The organism is Psychrobacter sp. BI730, from assembly GCF_013414195.1.
GTDB lineage: Bacteria > Pseudomonadota > Gammaproteobacteria > Pseudomonadales > Moraxellaceae > Psychrobacter.
In genome coordinates this window covers 26,405-46,938 of record NZ_JAATTV010000013.1, presented here as the reverse complement: position 1 = coordinate 46,938, position 20,534 = coordinate 26,405, and the positions used below count along the sequence as shown (strand labels likewise).

Here is a 20,534-nt window from a genome sequence, read left to right as displayed (position 1 = left end):
ACAGTATCTAATCGAGCGACACTTTCACATGTGTCTTTGGTTAATACACACATCTATCAAACAACTATCTAGGTGCGTGTATCAGCAAATTAACCGTGGTTCTTTTCTTCGAGTACGCGTAAGTCTTTATGTAAGATTTTGCCGACGTTTGATTTTGGCAACTCATCGATAAACTCAACATGGCGCGGACGTTTATAGCCTGTGAGATTCTCTACCGCATAATCCAATACTTCTTGCTTGGTCAAGCTTGTATCGTTACGGACAACAAAAATCTTTGGTATCTCGCCGCTCTTTTCATCTTCGATACCGATAACGCCGCACTCCAAGATTTTTGGATGACCAGACATGACTTCTTCGACTTCGTTTGGATAGACATTAAAGCCTGAAACCAAGATCATGTTCTTTTTGCGATCAACAATAGTGACATAGCCGTCTTCGTCCATAATACCGATATCACCAGTTAAAAAATAACCATCTGGCGTCATCACTTCATTGGTCGCATCTTCGCGCTGCCAGTAACCTTTCATCACCTGTGGACCACGAACCCCAATCTCACCGCGCGCGCCGATCTCGACTTCATTGCCTTCTTCATCGATGATAGCAATTTCAGTACCTGGCATGGGAACGCCGATGGTGCCACTAAACTCTGTGCTGCTCAGCGGATTGGCAGTAGCCACGGGTGACGTCTCAGACAAGCCATAACCTTGTAGGATAATGTTGCCCGTGATTTCGCGCCATTTCTCAGCGGTAGCGCTCACAACTGCCATACCGCCGCCCATCGACATCTGCAACTTGCTATGATCCATGGCTTTAAACTCTTCGTTGTTAGCCAGTGCATTGAACAAGGTGTTGACCGCTGGGAAGAAGGCGGGTGGATTGCCTTTATATGCTTTCATTAAGCTATCAAGGTCGCGAGGGTTTGGCACTAGTAAGCAGACGCAGCCACGATAGATCCCAAACATACCGCAAACGGTAAACGAGAAAATATGGTATAGCGGCAGGGCGGTCAGAATAACAGCCTGCTCGCCTTTGGCATCGAACTCATCAAAAGCACTACCTAAGAAGGTGTTGCTCTGTACTAAGTTGGCAATGAGGTTTTTGTGCGTGAGCATCGCGCCTTTAGCCACGCCTGTTGTACCACCTGTGTATTGTAGGACAGCAACATCATTGAGCATAATGTCATTAGGACGCTTGTATTTACGCGCAGGACTTTTTTTCAGCATGTTCTTAAAGCTGATGCTTTTAGCGATACTATAATCAGGTACCATCTTTTTGACATGGCGTACGACAGTATTGACCATAAAGCCTTTGAGCGTACCCATCATGTCGCCCATACCAGTGATGACGACATTATCAACCACATCACGGCCGATATCTTGATAAGTTTTAGCGAAGTTTTCGACCATGATTAGTGCTTTGGCATCAGAATCTGTAAGTTGATGCTCAAGCTCTTTGGTGGTGTATAAAGGGTTGACGTTGACCAGGGTCAAACCTGCACGCAAGACACCAATGACAGATACTGGCAGTTGCAAAATGTTTGGCATCATGACTGCGACTTTATCGCCTTTGGTCAAGCCAAGCGACTGCAAATAAACAGCGACTTGCTTGCTTTGCTCATCAACTTCTTTAAAAGTAATACTAGCGCCCATACAGACATAAGCGGTCTTACTGCCATATTTAGCAAAACTTTGCTCAAAGATATCAATAAGCGAAGTGTTATCAGCTGGCATATCGATATCATAAGTCATGCCAAGCTTTTCATAGGTTTTTAGCCAAACTTTATCGTCACGACGGGTTAAGTTTCCTTGATTTTCCATAATCTTTTCTCTCCTAGTAATAATACATTACCGTCAACCCACGCCAATCACAGTGTGATAAATATACAAAACGTCAGAGTCGTGCCTATCACTATGATGAAAAGCAAGGCTGCGACATATTTGTATAGTGCTGAGCGAACAATATAGCGGTAAATAGCCCTTTGTTCATTAACATACACACTTTATACATAGTACTCAATACAAAAGATTGCTATACCAGTTCTCAAATAGGCTTGACGCTAAATATCCCTATAAATATCAATATATTAGACTAAAAATCTCAGTCATACCATTAGAAAATATGACCCTTGACTTCTGCTTCATAATGACTATCCCGACACGATATCTGTTCACTATTGGCTATTTTTTAGCGCACTCGCCAGCTCAGTCAACGTCACAAAGTTGCGACGAGTACCATCAGTATCGCTACTCGGTCTATCTGCGATACTACTTTTGGCAAGCTTAGTGCTATCACTGTACTGCCAGTCATTAATATAATTGCTTTGAGTCAAGCGTTGACCGAACCCTGCTACTGCCATCGCAAACTGAGTATCGATACTGGCTTTGTTTAAAGCGTGGCTAGCTTTATTAATAGGTTGGCTAACGAGTTTAGAGCTACCACCTGTCGGTGCTTTATAACGAATTTTTAGATAGCCAAGCTCATTAGAGTTCTGTTTATTATTCCAACTAATACTGGCATTGCTAGCAGCATAACGGCGATCGCTATATAACCCTTTTTGTCCTTTTGGAGTTACCTCAAACAAAGCAATAACTGCCTTACCTGCCCCAAGCTCACCTGCATCAACTTTGTCATTATTGAAGTCTTCTTCAGCCAGTACGCGATTTTCATAACCAATTAAGCGCCACTCACTCACCACATCAGGATTAAATTCAACTTGGACTTTTACATCCTTGGCAACGGTGTTGAATGTCGCGGCTAATTCATCGCCAAAGACTTTTTTCGCTTCAGTTAAGCTGTCAATATAGCTGTAATTACCATTGCCGTTGTCCGCCATCTGTTCCATCATGTGATCATTAAGGTTGCCGCGACCAAAGCCAACGGTAGACAAAGAAATACCGCGATCGCGATTGGCTTTGACCAAATCCAGCATATCATCGACATCACTAATACCGACATTAAAATCGCCATCCGTTAACATCATGATTCGATTGATACCATTCTTTTTTAGTCCTTGCTCAGCTTGCCTGTAGGCCAATTTAAGAGCGTCTTCCCCGTTGGTTGAGCCTGAGGCATTTAATCCCTCGATTACAGCCAATATTTTTGCTTTTTGGTCACCACTGGTCGCAGGCAATGCCACACTAGTACTACCTGAATAGGTCACGATACTGATGCTGTCTTGGGCACGCATTTGCTCTGTCAACAGCTTAAGCGATGACTGTGCCAATGGCAGCTTATCGCGCGACGACATAGAGCCTGACACATCTACTAAAAATACGAGATTGGCAGGTGGCATAGACTGCTTATCTGTTTTTTGTGACCAGCTACTATCAACGGCTTTGATACCGACTTTGACGATTTTGTTATCCTGATCTGCTCTATCCCAAGGCGAGTCCACTACCTCAGTTGATACAACAAATGGGGCACTACCTAAGCGTTTGCCATCATCAAATTGATAGTTAAAATAATTAATCAATTCCTCGACCCGTACGGCATTAACAGGTGGTAGTTGACCCTCGTTTAAATAGCGGCGCACATTGGCGTAGCTGCCCGTATCGGTATCGATAGACAAAGTGGATACCGCCATATCCGTAGTTCGATGTACAGGATTGGCTGCGTTTTTTTGATAGTTGTCTTTTGCCTCTGGCGTGACTATGATGCTCGGTAATGGGCGTACGATACCTGTCTGCGCCGCAGAACGTATCATCATCTGTTGGCTGATGACTGAGGGCTTAACACTGGGTGACGCCATGATAGACTCTGACACCACTGCTGCATCTTGATTGACTGTGCTGCTTGTCTCGGCTGGTAGCGTTTTGCTCATTTGTGAAGGGCTACAGGCTGTCAATCCTAGACTGGTTATAGCAGTAATCAATAGTACATTTCTAGTAGCGTTTTTCCCTAGGTGCTTACTTTCGTTTTTTAGCATTGTAGAGGCAGAAACTTGAGATAAAGGGTCACATGACATAACAGAAATTCCTTATTGTAAGATAATTCAGTAGCGACTTGTCCGTGTCAATATATGGTTAGTGCTATTTAAATAGGCAAAGCAGCCGTCTTATTTAGTCTATTAGCTGTCATACTTTCAGTTGTTAATTTTGCATTAAAGCTATTCTGTACCTACTTTCTTTAGACTAATAGTAGATAAAACATCCTAAATAAAAACGATTAAATATTAAGATATTTATTAACCCTATAAAAAACAAATATTAGATTTACTATACTTAACTTGATCTATAAAAGCTATGAATCACCATACTATAAAAGGCCTTTATAAGCGCTTGTTTTAAGCACGTCACGAGATGTCGTATATTCTGACATACGTCTTTTTAATTGGTGCAATATCCTTTACGATAGCACTATCCTATTTGTATGCTTGAACCAATTATCTATACCTATTAAAACTGATAAGTGAATCCTATTTTATGTCTGATGTTATTGATCATACGATCGCCCCAATTATTCCCAATGAGCCGATGGATACTCGTTCAGTCGCAGAGTTCACTGAGCAGGCCTATCTCAACTATGCCATGTACGTCATCATGGATCGGGCGTTGCCAAATATCGCTGACGGTCTAAAACCTGTCCAACGTCGCATCGTCTATGCCATGAGCGAGCTTGGGCTAAAGTCCTCTGCTAAGGCCAAGAAATCCGCGCGTACGGTCGGTGATGTATTGGGTAAATACCATCCGCATGGTGACAGCGCTTGTTATGAGGCCATGGTACTGATGGCTCAACCGTTCAGTTATCGCTATCCGCTTATCACTGGTCAAGGTAACTGGGGTAGCCCAGATGATCCGAAATCCTTTGCCGCGATGCGTTATACCGAAGCTAAAATGTCGGCTTATGCCAATACGTTGCTCGCAGAATTGGGTCAAGGTACGGTCGACTGGCAAGATAACTTCGATGGCACGATGCAAGAGCCAACGACCCTACCTGCCCGCTTACCTAATATCTTATTAAACGGTACAACAGGTATCGCAGTCGGTATGGCAACCGATATTCCGCCGCATAACCTTAATGAAGTGGTACGCGCGGCCATTCGTTTGCTCAAAAACCCAGAGCTATCGGTTAAGCAGCTTACCCAATCAATACCAGCACCTGATCTGCCAACGCCAGCGGAAATCATCACTAGCAAAAAAGATTTGCAAGCGATGTACGAGACTGGACGCGGCAGTTATAAGATGCGTGCCACCTTTCATGTTGACCCTAAAGAAAAAAATCTCGTCATCATTGACGCGCTTCCTTACCAAGTCTCGGGCAACAAAATCCAAGAGCAAATTGCTAAGCTTATGACTGATAAGAAGCTGCCTTGGGTGACGGATATTCATGATGAATCAGATCACGAAAACGCTTGTCGTATTGTCCTTGAGTTGCGCTCAACGCGAGTCAATGTCGAACGCGTCATGAGCCATCTGTTTGCTAGTACTGACCTAGAAAGCAATTACCGCGTCAATATGAATATGATTGGCTTAAATGGTAAGCCGCAGGTGAAAAACTTAAAAGAAGTCTTGGAAGAATGGTTAATCTGTCGCCGTTCAGTAGTCACACGCCGCTTGCAATATCGCCTCGATAAAATCGATAAACGCTTGCATATTTTGGCGGGTTTACTGATTGCTTATCTGAATATCGATGAAGTGATTCGCATCATTCGTGAAGAGGATGATCCAAAAGCGACCTTGATGCAGGATTATGACCTGACTGACATTCAAGCCAATGCTATCTTGGATATTCGTTTGCGTCAGTTGGCAAAATTAGAAGAGATTGAGCTGCGCCGCGAGCAAGATGAACTTGCTGCCGAACGTGCCATCATTCAAGAATACTTAGACAATCCAGACAGTCTAACCAATCTGATGATCGATGAGCTTACCGCCGATATGAAAGAACACGGTAATGAGCGTGTATCACCATTGGCAGAACGCGAAGAAGCTCAGGCACTAAAAGAGTCAGACCTCGTACCGAGTGAGCCCGTCACTGCCATCTTATCAAAAGCGGGTTGGATTCGTGCCGCCAAGGGCCATGATGTCGATGCTGCTGGTATGAGTTACCGCTCAGGTGACAGCTATCAAGCGCACGTGCGCGGCAAATCAAACGAAAGGATTTACGTACTCGATAGTACGGGACGCAGCTATAGTATCGATGCGCACAACTTAGCGTCTGCACGTGGTCAAGGTGATCCATTGACTAGCGTATTAAAGCCGCCAGCAGGCGCTAGCTTTGAGCAGCTACTAACGGGTGATAACGATCAACGCATTATCCTTGCCAGCTCAGCAGGTTATGGTTTTATCAATACCATTGGCAACCTCGATAGCAATCAAAAAGCTGGTAAAAACGTCATTAACCTAGCAACTGACAGTCGACTGCTCCCTGTTGCACGTATCGATGCGCCAGTAGAGACGGCCGCTAATACCGAAGGTGAAAATAGCAATGTGCGTGTGACACCTGATCATGTTGCTGTCGCGACCAATGCAGGGTATCTACTGATATTTGCTCTTGATGATTTGCCTGAACAGGCTCGCGGTAAAGGGAACAAACTTATTAAGTTGAAAGACGGTGAAGAGGTACTCGCTATCACACCACTTAGTCAGCAAGACAGCCTTGTCATCACTGCTGGCAAACGCCATGTGACACTCAAGCCAAATGATTTGGCTAACTATACGGGTGTTCGCGGTAATCGTGGTGGACAGCTGCCAAGAGGCTTTCAGAACGTGACGAGTGTTGAGATTGGCTAGTTTGACTAGTTAAATTTTGGAAACCCTAGTTCAAAATCTAGCTAATAAAATTAAACAGCTTAAAAAGCCGCCTATACACAATGTATAGGCGGCTTTTCTACGCTACTCAAAATAGAGAAATTATTTAAGACTTATTAGATACAGCATCCTCAAAGATCGCTTTCAGGAAGCTTGTAATCTGAGTGCTTTTCATTAGATACGGATTAAAGTCAGCACCTGCCGAGAAGCTTTTTAGGGTATATGCTTCGTCTTCTGCACTTGATGTTAAATATTTTATTAAAAACCCATCCCACCTACGTTCTTCTATTTCCTCAATCTCACTGAGGTGGGGTACTAGGTAAGAGTACTCACTGATTAATTTTACTAGTATTTCATTGATAAGAGGTCTTGGACCTTCAATATTTTGAATAAAGTAATTGTCATTCACGACAAGCGCTGAGGTTACACCACTTTTTTCATTATTCCTTCGCCATTGCTCAAGCAGACGAGCCAACCCTATTCCATTATTACTGTCACTATTTCTGCCAATATACGTTAGGCTGAGAATGATATGCTCGCCATGTCTTTTTCTATCTTCTAAAGGTTGGTTGGTAGTGATATGCATAAGAAACCTTATTTATAAAAAAATTATCTAAATCAAAAGACACTTTATATACGGCTTTTTTACGCCAATTAAAATAGATGACTCTTATGGTATAGAAATGCTACTCATTAAAAATTAATTAGATTCAGCATTTTCAAAAACCGCATTCAAGAAGCTTTCAATCTGAGAGCTTCTCATTAGGTAAGGATTGTAGTCAGAGCCTGCTGAAAAATTCTTTAGGGCATGCTCTTCATCTTCAACGCTTGAGGTTAGATGTTTAACTAAAAACCCTTTCCATTGACGCGACTCGACTTCCTCTATATTCACAATATTAGGGACAATAGTTGAATGCTCGTCAAGTATCTTTTCCAAGGCAGTATTGATAGCAGGTCTTGTTCCTTGGAAACTTTGAACGAAATAACCTTCGCTAATGACTAAAGCTGAAACGATATCGTTTTCTTCAAAATATCTACGCCAGTACTCAAGTGCGCGAGTCAGCTCAATCCCAGAATCTAGATCAACATTTTTGGCGATATATGTCATGTGGATAAGAATATGTTCGCCATGCCTTTTTCTATCTTCTGAAGGTTGGCTTGTCGTTATGTTCATAAGAAACCTTATTTATAAAAAATTCATTCAAATCAAGGTATACTTTAAGATAAAGTATAATTAATAACGTTTTTTATCATTTGCTATGATTTTTTTAGATTTATAACATAGAAGTTTCAATGATATAGCATACCGATATCCATAGTAGTAAAATTATACTACAAAGTTGTCACGTTCAGTATCTTGGCATTATTCCAATAGTTAACAAGTCTAATCTATATTCTCCTATAGCCCTGCCTCAACGCACTTATACGACTAAGTCATGTTTAGTTGTAGACTAAACTCTACAAGCATTCATCAGGGTCTGTCATGTTTATTAAGTTAGCGTATTTATAGGTATATAAAACATAACCTACCCTCAATAAAAAGCCGTCTATGCTATGTATAAACAGTTTGGTATAGACAGCTTTGTTGTTGCATACTAATTGTTGTATATTGATTGAATAGCTAACGTATCAATACCGACCCATCTCAACTGTTGTTTCAGCAAGTACCGAATCGCCCTGCCATGCTTGTACATCTACCGTATACAGATGGTTTTTGCCGCCAGAGCAAGGTGGCTTATATGCACCGCCCGCCTCACCTTTACGGTTACGGTATTCTGCGACCATCTCAATACCGACTGGTACTTCGTAAGTATGACCAAATACTCGTGGCACTTCTGCGCTCGTAGCACCCTCTGGTAGTGCAAACTCCATGATACCATGGCCACCATGCTGCATACGTTTGTTGCTTACATCGTTGTAGACGAAAACCAAGCTTTCCGCGCCCGTCGGAATGTTTGAAACAGTCATGCTAGGCGTGGCTGGACTTTTGCCATTATAATTTAGACATTGCTGCCCCTCAGGTATTTTTTTGCCATCCCAAGCAGCACCATTAAATTCAACATCCATTGCAAGAGCATTGGCAGATAAAGCCAAGGTTGCCAAAACTGTAACCGATTTTAAGGTGAAAAATTTCATACTTGTTCCTTTAGGTAGCTGATGCATTAATAATGATAGTCATCTTATTTCGTAGATTAGTTTTGATAATTGAATATAACTTTATAATAAATAAACACGGTTAAGTTAATCATGTCGTTTAGCATTTTTGTTAATCCTTTGGACAAGCAATGAGCGGTTCTACAGGCTACATGCAAATACTGTCTCAATAAGCATACTTGTAGCATCATAGGTTACTCGATAGGTATTTATCTGATTGGGTATGTTGTAGTAGTATCTGAATCATTGTATCTACACGACTAAAAATAATAGGATCATCATGTTTATCGAAGATAAGATTGCCAAAGAAAGTATGACTACTAAGATTTCGACCCCCAAAATCATCTTTTTTGACATCGATGATACCTTAAGCCGCAACGGCATTATCGCTGAACACAATAAAGCGACGCTTGAGCAGCTTGCAGATACCGATATTAAACTAGTGATTTCGACTGGTCGTTCTAAAGCCATATTGCCTGAAGATATTCTAGCGTTGCTTGATGCAGATATATTGGACGCCATTATTTGTATGAATGGACAATATAGTTTTGATAAAAGCGGCCGAATCAGCCACTACCCGTTAACTGCTGAACAGACAGATAAAATCGTACGCCTGTGCCAACAGAGTGATTTGATTCATAAGTTTGACTCTGCCACTCATATCGCGTGGTCAGGTGAAAATGAACGTTTACGCGAGTTCAATGCTGTCACACCCAATTCGATCCTTGACCCTGAGTACTACAAATCAAATACCGTCTATCAGTGCTCGGTATTTTTTAACAATCAGCAAGAAAAGATGCAAGACATCGACTTTGCCCAGTATGATTTAAAGCTGGTGCATTGGCATCAGATTGGTGCCGATATCTTGCCAGCAGATGCGTCAAAAGCTCGCGGCATCAAAGATATGTGCGAGTACTATGCAGTAGATGCAAGCGAATGTATGGCATTTGGTGATGGTATGAATGACTTAGAAATGTTCGACTTGGTTGGATTTGCTGTAGCCATGGGAGATGCGCAGCCAGCTTTAATAGAACGCGCTGACTTCGTCACTGGGACGATTGAAGAGTATGGCATTCAAACCGTGCTTAATCAGTTAGAAATGAAGTCATAAGACTGTTCAGGCACATAAAGCCACTAACGTTTATTTAAAAAAAGCCCTTACTAACCGATTAGTAAGGGCTTTTTATTATGGGCTAGTTTTATATAGACGATTCAAATGAAAACTGTAGCGGTGATGACTCCATCACATTGACAATCACTTTCTTCTACCAGTCTAATCGAACGTTAAGGCATCAGTTAAGACCTCAATTAAGGCATGGTCAAGCCACCATCGACAGCGATAGATTGTCCAGTAATAGCCATACTCAAATCAGACGCCATGAGCAATACTGAATTGGCAAAGTCAGCTACCGAAGTCGCTTGGCGCAGCGGCGTTGTAGTCGCGATATAGTCGAAGACCTCTTCAGTGGTTAAGCTGCTTGCGTCGGTAGTTTTTAATAATCCACCTGCCAACAAATTAACCCGAATACCATACTGACCAAGCTCACTTGCTAGGTTGCGAGTCAGTCCAATTAAGGCTGACTTGGCCGTGGTGTAATCATAATAGGTCACCACTGGGTTGTAGACAAGATTGGTTGAGATATTGATGATTTTGCCTACTTGCTGCGCTTTCATTTGCGGCAGCACCGCTTGCACCATATTGACCGCGCCTTTAACAATACCATCCATTTGTTGTGAAAAGTGCGACCACTTTACTGTTTCAATACTGGTGTACGCAGCGCTTGGATTGAACTGGTAACTTGGCAAGGCATTATTGACCAATATATCGATACGACCATGACGAGTGATGACTTCAGCTGCCATGGCTTGTACTTGCTCAAGCTCAGTGACATCCGACTGATAAGCAAATGCTCGGCCACCTGTCGCGATGATGTCAGTCACTACCGTCTCAGCAGCCTGTTTACTATTGAGGTAGTTGACACAAACGATAGCGCCTGCTGCCGCCATTTGCTGTGCAATCTGTGCACCAAGCCCACGACTGGCACCAGTGACTATGGCAACTTTATCCGTAAGCAATGCCGGTATAACTGAGTGGCTTTTATTCAAGGCATTTTGAGTTGAGGTACTTTCGGTCATTGTGCTGTATCCTTTATTATTATGGTATGGTTGGTGTCTTAGAGCCGAAGGCTTATACTTACTTAGATGATGTTCGTCATACTTCGGCCTGCGCCAATCATAGCATGGTTATATGCTATCTTTTTTCGATTCGACGTTAGCAGCTCGCTAGCAATTCTACCCAAAATTAGCTGTCATTAAGTTAGTTTTGCTACTCATCTCATTAGCCCAACTGGCTATTTTTATTAGTATTATTGAGCATTGCCTTAATGATAACCCTTTAAATTGTATAAACTAATGACCATAATAGTTTTATTGGCCATGTCAGGCTTGTATCTTTTTGGCTTTTTTATTGAATTTTTCTGATTTGCATTATCTTTATTTAGGAGAGATATTTTGACCCATTTACCATCGTCCCATCCAACTACTCACACCTCGGCTAGTGTCGGTCGTATAGTGCCAAAAGCATTATTAGCAGCAGCTGTCGGCTTGGTGCTTGCCAGCTGTAGCAACTCTGATAATGCAGCGGATGGTAGCGCTGCGGCGAGCAATGAGACGCTGAACCTTTACAACTGGTCAGAATATATGCCACAAGAGATTCTAGATGGCTTTGAAGAAGAAACTGGCATCTCAGTTAATTACACTACATTTGACTCTAACGAAGCCATGTATGCCAAGCTCAAACTGTTGGATGATTCTAGTCAGTATGACTTAGCGATTCCATCGACTTATTACGTCGAAAAAATGGCGAAAGAAGGACTGCTACAAGAGCTAGACAAGTCTAAATTGAGCAATTTTAAAAACCTTGATACCTCATTTACCAATACCAAAGTTGATCCTGATAACAAATACTCTATCCCTTATATGTGGGGCAGCACTGGTCTAGCCATTAACGGTGACAGTGTCGATCCGAAAACTGTCAATAGCTGGAATGACCTTTGGGACCCTAAGTATAAGGGTCAGGTGATGCTGACCAATGACGTGCGTGAAGTCTTTGGTATGGCACTGCTGACTCTTGGCTACTCAGGTAATAGTAGCAATCCTGACGAAATCGAAGCCGCTTACGATAAGCTCACCACGTTGATGCCAAACGTCAAAACCTTTAACTCTGATGCGACACGTATGCCATATATCGAAGGTGAGACTGCGCTTGGTATGACATGGAATGGTGAAGCAGTCATGGCCAATGACGAAGGTTTGACTAGCTTGGTTTATAAGTATCCAACCGAAGGCGCTATCTTATGGATGGACAACTTTGTCATTCCAAAAAACGCCAAGCAAGTTGATGCAGCACATAAATTTATTGATTACTTATTGCGTCCTGAAAACGCCAAAATCGTGAGTGAAGAAATTGGTTATGCCTCACCAAACCAGGCAGCACGCGAGCTGATGGATGAAAGTGTTCGTAACAATCCAACGATTTACCCATCTAAAGACGTGTTAGCCAAAGCGGAATTCCAAGAAGATGTGGGCGATGAAGCACTACAAGTGTATCAACAATACTGGGATAAGCTAAAAACGGGTCGCTAATAGCCATGGTTTAATACCTTTAAAATAAAGTAAACCTTTAAGAAAAAACGCTGATCCTAAATGGTCAGCGTTTTTTTGCGCTATAAATGTAAATCCGTCTCGCCGCCCTGCTCTTTCATTCGGCGCTGCTCGCGGCGTTGATAGCCCAGACCGGATGCAGCAAACCAATGCGGCTTCGATGTTTGAAGTAAATCACTCAGCTGCTGCAATTGAGTCTGCAAGGTTTGGGTCAACCAAAAATAGCCCTGCCACTCAAATGCTAGGTGCTGTACGCTTGGATACTCTGAGACGGCGATTCGAGTAATGGGCCGGAATACTTCGTCACTTGGACTACGTAATACCGCTGCCATATGTTGCATCGCTTGGGTTAGCTCATGCTGATAATGTACCAATAGAACATGGTTTTCTTCATCAATTTCGATATTTGCCAAGCGCGGTGCCGCACTTAGTAGTAAATCAATCGTTCCGATAATATTACGATGGGTACGTTGGATCGTCTCTAGCGTTTCTTTTTCGATACCTGACTCACTGGCTGTCGCCGCGATATGGGGTCGCACAGCCAGTAGACGTTTATTGATCTGCTGTAACGCTGTGACCAATGCCCTATCAACGGGTACTTCCTTAACAGGAAGGGCTACTGGGTTTAACTTTTGAACAGAGTCGTCCACCACTCCATCCGTTGCGTCAATATGATGACCTACGCCTGCATAGAGACTACTACAAGCGTCAAGGTTACTACTCAATAAGAACCGCCACATCAACGTTGATTTGAGCGGCAAAATTAGAGTCACTGCTACCGAAACGCCTGTCCCCAGTAAGATATTTAAGGCGCGGTAGATACCATCTTGACCAATGCTGTTATTGCCTAAATCAGAGACAATCATCAACATAGTGATACCCGTTAGCAGCCCTGTATATCCGAGCTTTCTGACGGCTAAATAGCCAATGATGCCGCTTAATATACCGATAAGTGCATAATCGATCCATAGCCATGCACCTGCATTTTGAATGAACCACAGCACCCCAAGGGCCGTACCAATACCTAACAAAGTACCGATTACGCGCTCTTTCGCCTTAGTATAAATAGCGCCTTGGTATTGCAATAACCCTAGAATAATAAATACTGTAATGGTCGTCCATTCACTGTGCGGAAGATTGGTGATTTTATTGACCAATAGGGCCAATATCACAGCCGTACCTAGGCGTATGGCATGTAAAATATCTGCATGTTGGTAGCGAACATAGGGTTCGACAAATGGAGCAGTAATACGCTGATAAAGGGTGGATTTCACGCAAGGCTACTCTTTTTGGATGGAATATTTAAGTGAGACATTTTAATAAAGTATTATTAAAAAACATCAATAACTAAGGGTAAGTATAAATGGATATTCTATCAGCAAAATGACGGGCAAAAAATAACGCCTTTTACCTATTATTCACAGGTAAAAGGCATTATAAAAAATATCCTAGCACACTATATTGAAATCTACGCTATTGAAGATTATTCACCAAATGACTCATCGAATTACTTATCAAGATCTGCGTCAGTGTTAGTGTTAGTGTTAGTGAATAATAGTCTATTACGCTAGCGTATTACACTTCTAGGTAGTCTAGAATACCTTCCGCAGCTTCACGGCCTTCCCAAATCGCTGTCACAACCAAGTCAGAACCGCGCACCATATCGCCACCAGCGAAGATTTTAGGATTTTGGGTCTGGAATTTGAAGGTTTGCTTTTCGGCTGCTAGTACGCGACCAGAGCTGTCCATCCCCACTTGTTGAGACTCAAACCAATCAGCAGGACTTGGTCTAAAACCAAAGGCCATGATGACTGCATCACATGGGATGATCTCTTCAGAATTAGGGATTGGCTCAGGGCGTTGACGACCACGGTTGTCTGGTGCACCCAGCTGAGTAGTAACGACTTTTACGCCGTTAACTTTACCGTTTAAGCCAATGATTTCGGTTGGCTGACGATTAAATAAGAACTCGACGCCTTCCTCGCGAGCATTGACCACTTCACGGCGTGAACCAGGCATGTTTTCCTCGTCACGGCGATAGGCACAAACTACTTTTTCGGCGCCTTGACGGATACTGGTACGGTTACAGTCCATTGCGGTATCACCGCCACCGAGTACCACCACCTTTTTACCTTTAAAGTCGATGTACTCTTCAGCGTCTTTTTCCCAGTCATTGCAACGGTTCACGTTCGCAATCAGGTAGTCTAGTGCATCGTAGACGCCTGTCAGCTCTTCACCAGCAAAGCCGCCGCGCATATAGGTGTATGTACCCATACCCATAAATACCGCGTCATAGTCAGCCAATAGCTCATCAATCGTGACGTCTGTACCAATCTCTGTCTCTAAACGGAATTCGATACCCATGTCTTCAAAGATCACGCGGCGATTGCGCATGACATCTTTTTCCATTTTGAACTCAGGGATGCCAAATGTTAGTAAGCCGCCAATCTCAGGGCGCTTATCAAAGACAACTGGTTTGACACCATTTCTGACCAAGATATCTGCGCAACCCAGACCTGCTGGTCCTGCGCCAATGATAGCGACTTTTTTGTCTGTCCAAACGACTTCAGACATATCTGGACGCCAACCAAGTGCAAACGCGGTATCGTTGATATATTTTTCGACATTACCAATGGTCACTGCGCCAAAACCATCATTTAACGTACAAGCGCCTTCACACAGACGATCTTGCGGGCAAACTCGTCCACATACTTCAGGTAAGGTATTGGTACGGTGACACAATTCAGCTGCCTGAAATATCTGACCTTCTGTGGCCAGTTTTAGCCAGTTAGGGATATAGTTGTGTACTGGACATTTCCACTCGCAGTACGGGTTACCACACTCAAGACAACGATGCGCTTGCTGAGCAACAGCTTCGTTTTCGAAAGGCTTATAAATCTCAACAAACTCTGTTGAACGCGTTGCAATGTCTTTTTTGGTTGGATCAAATCTTGGTACATCTAAAAACTGGAAGTTATTTTCTAAGCGTTTTGCCATGGTGCTATCTCTTTTATATAAGGCTCTTTTGCAGTGGGTGGCGACAGTCAGCGATGTTTTTTGTCTAAAATTTAAGACATATATCGCTGCTGTCACGTACCTGCTGAAAACCTGTGAGTTAAAACGTCTCTAAAAACGGAACGCTGGCTAACCTGATTAAAGCGACTGCCGATCCATCAATACAACCCATCAATGCATTCCATTGATACGATAGACAGTCATGTATCGGCTATTGTGGGTCGGCCATGGTAGTTTTAAGAAGGCTTGCAATGTTCGCCGCTTTTGGCTTAACCAAATAGAACTTACGAACATAGTGCTCAAAGTCGTTCAGAATTGTCTGACCCCATGCACTGCCTGTTTTATCTACATGAGCTTCAATCACTTGTTGCAAATGAATGCGATGCTCTTCTGTTTGCTCGCTTGAAATACGGTTTAGATCGATTAGCTCATGGTTGCAACGGTCAAAGAAGTCGCCTTCCATATCGAGTACATAAGCAAAACCACCCGTCATACCAGCACCGAAGTTGAGTCCAGTACGGCCAAGAATCGTGACGATACCGCCAGTCATATATTCACAGCAATGGTCGCCTGTGCCTTCGATAACTGCGTGTGCGCCAGAGTTACGGACGCCAAAACGCTCACCTGCAGTACCAGCAGCATATAGCTTACCGCCAGTTGCACCATAGAGACAGGTATTACCGATGATGGCCGTTTCTTGTGCTATAAAGTTTGAGTCTTTTGGCGGATAAATAACAATCTCACCACCAGCCATGCCTTTGCCCACATAGTCATTGGCATCACCTTCAAGCTCGATATTTAAACCGCCAGCATTCCACACACCCAAACTTTGTCCTGCAGTACCAGTTAAACGAAGTTTGATTGGCATATCGCTCATGCCAAGGTTGCCCCAGACTTGCGCAATCTCACCAGAAATACGAGCACCGATAGAGCGGTCACAGTTACCAACGAAATAGCTATAGTCGCCGCCCGCCCCTTTGCGAATGTTCACAAGCATATCGCTAATCATCTGCTCAGCAAGCAAGCCTTTATCAAACGGCTCATTACGCTCAACCTGACAAGTTTGTGCTTTGCCCACACTGGCTGGGTGACTAAATAGCAATGGCGTTAAATCAAGATGACGCTGCTTGTCCGTATTGCCTTCTAGAATATCAAGCAAGTCAGTACGACCGACCAGCTCTTCCATACTACGAACCCCTAGCGCTGCCAACCACTCACGCGTCTCGGTTGCGACAAACTTAAAGAAGTTAATCAACATTTCTGCTTCGCCAATGAAATGCTCATCACGCAGCTTGGCTTTTTGAGTAGCAACACCTGTTGGACAGTTGTTTAAATGGCAAATACGTAGGTACTTACAACCAACTGCAATCATTGGCGTGGTACCAAAGCCAAAGCTCTCTGCACCCAAGATAGCAGCTTTTACTACATCTAGCCCTGTTTTTAGACCACCGTCAGTCTGGACACGTACCTTATCACGTAATCCATTCACTCGTAGAGACTGATGGGTCTCAGCCAAACCTAACTCCCATGGCGAGCCTGCATGATGGATAGACGATAGCGGAGACGCTGCTGTACCCCCATCATAGCCTGAGATAGTAATCAAATCGGCATAGGCTTTTGCAACACCTGTCGCGATCGTGCCAACACCTGGACGTGAGACCAATTTAACGGATACCAGTGCATCTGGATTGACTTGTTTCAAATCAAAAATCAGCTGTGCCAAATCTTCGATAGAGTAAATATCGTGATGCGGCGGCGGTGAAATCAAGGTCACACCTGGCACTGAATAACGCAAGCGTGCAATCAGCGCGTTGACTTTACCACCAGGTAATTGACCACCTTCACCAGGCTTGGCACCTTGTGCTACTTTAATCTGCATGACTTCAGCGGAACGAAGGTAGGCGGGTGTCACGCCGAAACGACCAGAGGCAACTTGCTTGATCTTTGAGTTACGCAACGTGCCATAACGCGCAGGATCTTCGCCGCCCTCACCAGAGTTTGAACGTCCGCCGATGGTATTCATAGCCATCGCAATCGACTCATGCGCTTCAGGAGATAGCGCGCCTAGTGACATGCCAGCTGAGTCAAAACGCGTCAAGATTTTAGAGATATCTTCTACTTCATTGACATCGATACTGTTGTCGGTTTTCAGTTGCAACAAATCACGTAAAGTCGCGACCGGACGGCTATTAACTAGATCAGCATAATTACGGTAATTATCGTAATCACCAGTACGCACCGCGGTATGCAGGCTGTTAATTACATCAGGGTTAAAGGCATGGTACTCTTTGTTAAAGACAAACTTGAGCAGACCACCCTGATCTAGAGGAGCACGACGCTTAAACGCATTGGCAGCCAGTTGCGCTTGATCAGCAGCAAGGTCTGCAAAGGTAGCGCCTTTGATACGGCTTTGTACGCCTTTAAAGCATAGACTGACGACTTCTTCTGATAGGCCGACTGCTTCAAACAACTGCGCGCCGCGATACGACACAATGGTAGAGATACCCATTTTTGATAAGATTTTTAGCAAACCTTTATCCAAGCCTTTGCGGAAATTAACACGGGCTTGAATCGGATCACCAAGTAGCTCACCAGTCGCGACCAAATCATCGATAACATCATATGCTAGATATGGATAGACACAAGTTGCACCAAAGCCAATCAATACCGCTATTTGATGCGAGTCACGGGCAAGACCTGTCTCAATGATTAAGTTAGCATCGGTACGAATACCTTGCGCGATTAGATAATGATGCACAGCGCCAGTCACCATAATGGCATTGGCTGGTACTTTGTCTGCATCGATATCTTTATCAGATAAGACAATCAACGTATTGCCTGAGCGAATGTTATCTGCCACTTGCTCACAGATAGCGACGATAGCATCAGATAGCTCTAAAGTACGGTCATAGTTCAGATCAATGCGAGCCATCTTGAACGCTGGATCATCCAAAGTTTCAAGCTGCTGCATCTTGCTGGCTGACAATACTGGCGATGACAAAATAATACGATGAGCATCTCTCGCAGATGGCGCAAATACGTTAGTCTCAGCGCCTAGACAAGTCTGCAACGACATCACGATTGATTCACGTAGTGGATCGATTGGCGGATTGGTCACCTGTGCAAACTGCTGACGGAAGAAATCACCGACATGGCGAATTTGCTGCGACAGTACAGCCATTGGCGTATCGTCACCCATTGAGCCGACTGGTTCTTGACCATTTTCAGCATTAGGGCGAATGATTTCTGTGCGCTCTTCATTGGTGATGTGATACATCTTTTGTAGCGCTTTTAGCTTATCACCGCGGCACGCTTGCGTTGCCAACGTCTCTTCTAGACGTTCATCATCACGAACACGCGTTGCTTCTTCACGCAACCATTTACGATATGGATGCGCCGTTTTTAGTAAAGTTGCAATAGCGGTCGTATCTAGAATTTGACCAGTCAGCGTGTCAATGACCAGCATTTGACCAGGTCCAACGCGACCTTTTGCCAATACATCTTGCGGCTCATAATCCCAAACGCCCACTTCTGATGCAACAGTAATATAACCATTCTTGGTGGTTACCCAACGTGACGGGCGCAAACCGTTTCTATCGAGCATACAGACCGCATAGCGTCCATCTTGAATGACTAGACCTGCTGGACCGTCCCACGCTTCCATATGCTGTGAGTAAAACTCATAAAACGCACGCAGATCCATATCCATGCTATCAACATTCTGCCACGCTGGCGGTACCAAGATAGACATCGCATGGAACAGGTTCATACCACCAGACATAAGCACTTCGAGCATGTTATCTAAGCTAGATGAATCTGAACCGGTACTATTTACAAGTGGTGTCAGCTCATTCAAGTTAGGCAGTTTGTCTGATTTTAGCTTTGGCGTACGGGCTTTAGACCAGTTGCGGTTACCTGTAATGGTATTTAACTCACCATTGTGCGCAAGATAACGGAATGGCTGTGCCAGTGGCCAGCGCGGTAAGGTATTGGTTGAGAAACGCTGATGGAATACTACGATATGTGACGCCAAACGCTCATCTTGCAAATCCAAGAAAAACGCTGGTAAATCTGAAGGCATTACCAAGCCTTTATAAATAATGGTCTGACAACTCAATGAACAGACATAAAATAGCTCATCATCCGTCAAACGCTGCTCTGCTTTTTTGCGTGCAACAAACAGCTTACGGTTGAAGTCATCAGCAGCTAGATCATCTGGCGCATTAACGAACACTTGCTTAAAGTCTGGTAATGTCTCACGACCAATCTCACCAACAATACTCAAGTCGAGTGGTACATCACGCCAGCCAGCCACTTCTAACCCTTGGGCTGTAATCTCATCGCTTAATACTTGTTGGCTATGCTTGGCTTTATCGCTATCTAAATTCACGAACACCATACCAACAGCAAAGTTGTCCGTAATGGCAAATTGCTGCTCGTCAGCAATCTGTTTAAAGAAATCGGTAGGCGTCGCTAATAGTAAGCCACAACCATCACCAGTTCTACCGTCAGCAGCAACACCACCGCGATGTGTCATACAACTTAAACTATGAATGGCCGTTTTCACCAAATCATGGCTCGCTTCACCCTCAATATGGGCAATTAGGCCAAAACCGCAATTATCAGAAAAATCATCTGGCGTGGCCAGGTGTGTTTGTGAGGAAATCATTGACATAGCTTGTCCTTTTAAGTAGACGGGCAACTTACATTTCCAATGCGGAGTATAAGTTGGTACCCGTAAGCAGAACGGGCTGATAGTGGATATTCGTGTGTTCGAATTAGCAAATAGTGCAATGCTCGATAGACATCATACTCTAAGAGAAAGTAAAACCCTTGACCCTCCTGGTCATTAGCTGATGTCTTGACATGTGGTCCGTGTATCAAAAGATAGTAAGTAGCAGCCCTTGGCAACGGGAGAATCTACGCCCTTAAATGCCAGTTACTCAATCAGTGATA

At 43.7% G+C, this 20,534-nt stretch carries 12 protein-coding genes; 3 read left to right on the top strand and 9 right to left on the bottom strand.

What is annotated here, in order from left to right:
- Positions 1 to 89 precede the first annotated feature (89 nt).
- The gene (locus HCZ91_RS10410) at positions 90 to 1,817 is read right to left on the bottom strand and encodes an AMP-binding protein (protein ID WP_160023498.1); all 1,728 of its coding nucleotides are present in this window, start codon (positions 1,815 to 1,817) and stop codon (positions 90 to 92) included.
- Between the two features lie 353 nt (positions 1,818 to 2,170).
- Positions 2,171 to 3,964, bottom strand: coding sequence for a VWA domain-containing protein (locus HCZ91_RS10405; protein WP_179799330.1), 1,794 nt, complete (start codon positions 3,962 to 3,964; stop codon positions 2,171 to 2,173).
- A gap of 457 nt (positions 3,965 to 4,421) precedes the next feature.
- Between HCZ91_RS10405 and parC the strand changes: the two genes are divergently transcribed.
- Positions 4,422 to 6,728, top strand: a complete 2,307-nt coding sequence (gene parC, locus HCZ91_RS10400; protein ID WP_179799329.1) for a DNA topoisomerase IV subunit A — start codon at positions 4,422 to 4,424, stop codon at positions 6,726 to 6,728.
- Between the two features lie 124 nt (positions 6,729 to 6,852).
- Here parC and HCZ91_RS10395 read toward each other — a convergent pair whose 3' ends face one another.
- From HCZ91_RS10395 to HCZ91_RS10385, 3 genes are all read right to left on the bottom strand, one after another.
- Complete coding sequence (locus HCZ91_RS10395; RefSeq protein ID WP_102093178.1) at positions 6,853 to 7,332, bottom strand: BLUF domain-containing protein; 480 nt, start codon at positions 7,330 to 7,332, stop codon at positions 6,853 to 6,855.
- A gap of 114 nt (positions 7,333 to 7,446) precedes the next feature.
- Complete coding sequence (locus HCZ91_RS10390) at positions 7,447 to 7,920, bottom strand: BLUF domain-containing protein (protein ID WP_179799328.1); 474 nt, start codon at positions 7,918 to 7,920, stop codon at positions 7,447 to 7,449.
- Between the two features lie 455 nt (positions 7,921 to 8,375).
- Positions 8,376 to 8,882, bottom strand: coding sequence for a hypothetical protein (locus HCZ91_RS10385; protein ID WP_179799327.1), 507 nt, complete (start codon positions 8,880 to 8,882; stop codon positions 8,376 to 8,378).
- 298 nt (positions 8,883 to 9,180) lie between these two features.
- Here HCZ91_RS10385 and HCZ91_RS10380 point away from each other — a divergent pair, with 298 nt between their 5' ends.
- Positions 9,181 to 10,011 (top strand): Cof-type HAD-IIB family hydrolase, encoded by an 831-nt coding sequence (locus HCZ91_RS10380; RefSeq protein WP_179799326.1) that lies wholly within the window; start codon positions 9,181 to 9,183, stop codon positions 10,009 to 10,011.
- 197 nt (positions 10,012 to 10,208) lie between these two features.
- Here the strand turns inward: HCZ91_RS10380 and HCZ91_RS10375 are convergent, their stop codons facing one another.
- A complete protein-coding gene (locus HCZ91_RS10375; protein WP_179799325.1) occupies positions 10,209 to 11,036 on the bottom strand; it encodes a 3-oxoacyl-ACP reductase in 828 nt (275 codons plus the stop codon).
- A gap of 375 nt (positions 11,037 to 11,411) precedes the next feature.
- Here HCZ91_RS10375 and HCZ91_RS10370 point away from each other — a divergent pair, with 375 nt between their 5' ends.
- A complete protein-coding gene (locus HCZ91_RS10370; RefSeq protein ID WP_179799324.1) occupies positions 11,412 to 12,545 on the top strand; it encodes an extracellular solute-binding protein in 1,134 nt (377 codons plus the stop codon).
- Positions 12,546 to 12,625: 80 nt separating this feature from the next.
- Here HCZ91_RS10370 and HCZ91_RS10365 read toward each other — a convergent pair whose 3' ends face one another.
- From HCZ91_RS10365 to gltB, 3 genes are all read right to left on the bottom strand, one after another.
- Entirely contained in the window at positions 12,626 to 13,837 is a 1,212-nt protein-coding gene (locus tag HCZ91_RS10365; RefSeq protein ID WP_179799323.1) for an FUSC family protein, read from the bottom strand.
- 301 nt (positions 13,838 to 14,138) lie between these two features.
- Entirely contained in the window at positions 14,139 to 15,560 is a 1,422-nt protein-coding gene (locus HCZ91_RS10360) for a glutamate synthase subunit beta (protein WP_057761694.1), read from the bottom strand.
- A 229-nt stretch (positions 15,561 to 15,789) separates the two neighbouring features.
- Positions 15,790 to 20,253: a glutamate synthase large subunit gene (gene gltB, locus HCZ91_RS10355; protein ID WP_179799322.1), complete on the bottom strand. Its 4,464-nt coding sequence runs from the start codon at positions 20,251 to 20,253 to the stop codon at positions 15,790 to 15,792.
- Between the last annotated feature and the right edge of the window lie 281 nt (positions 20,254 to 20,534).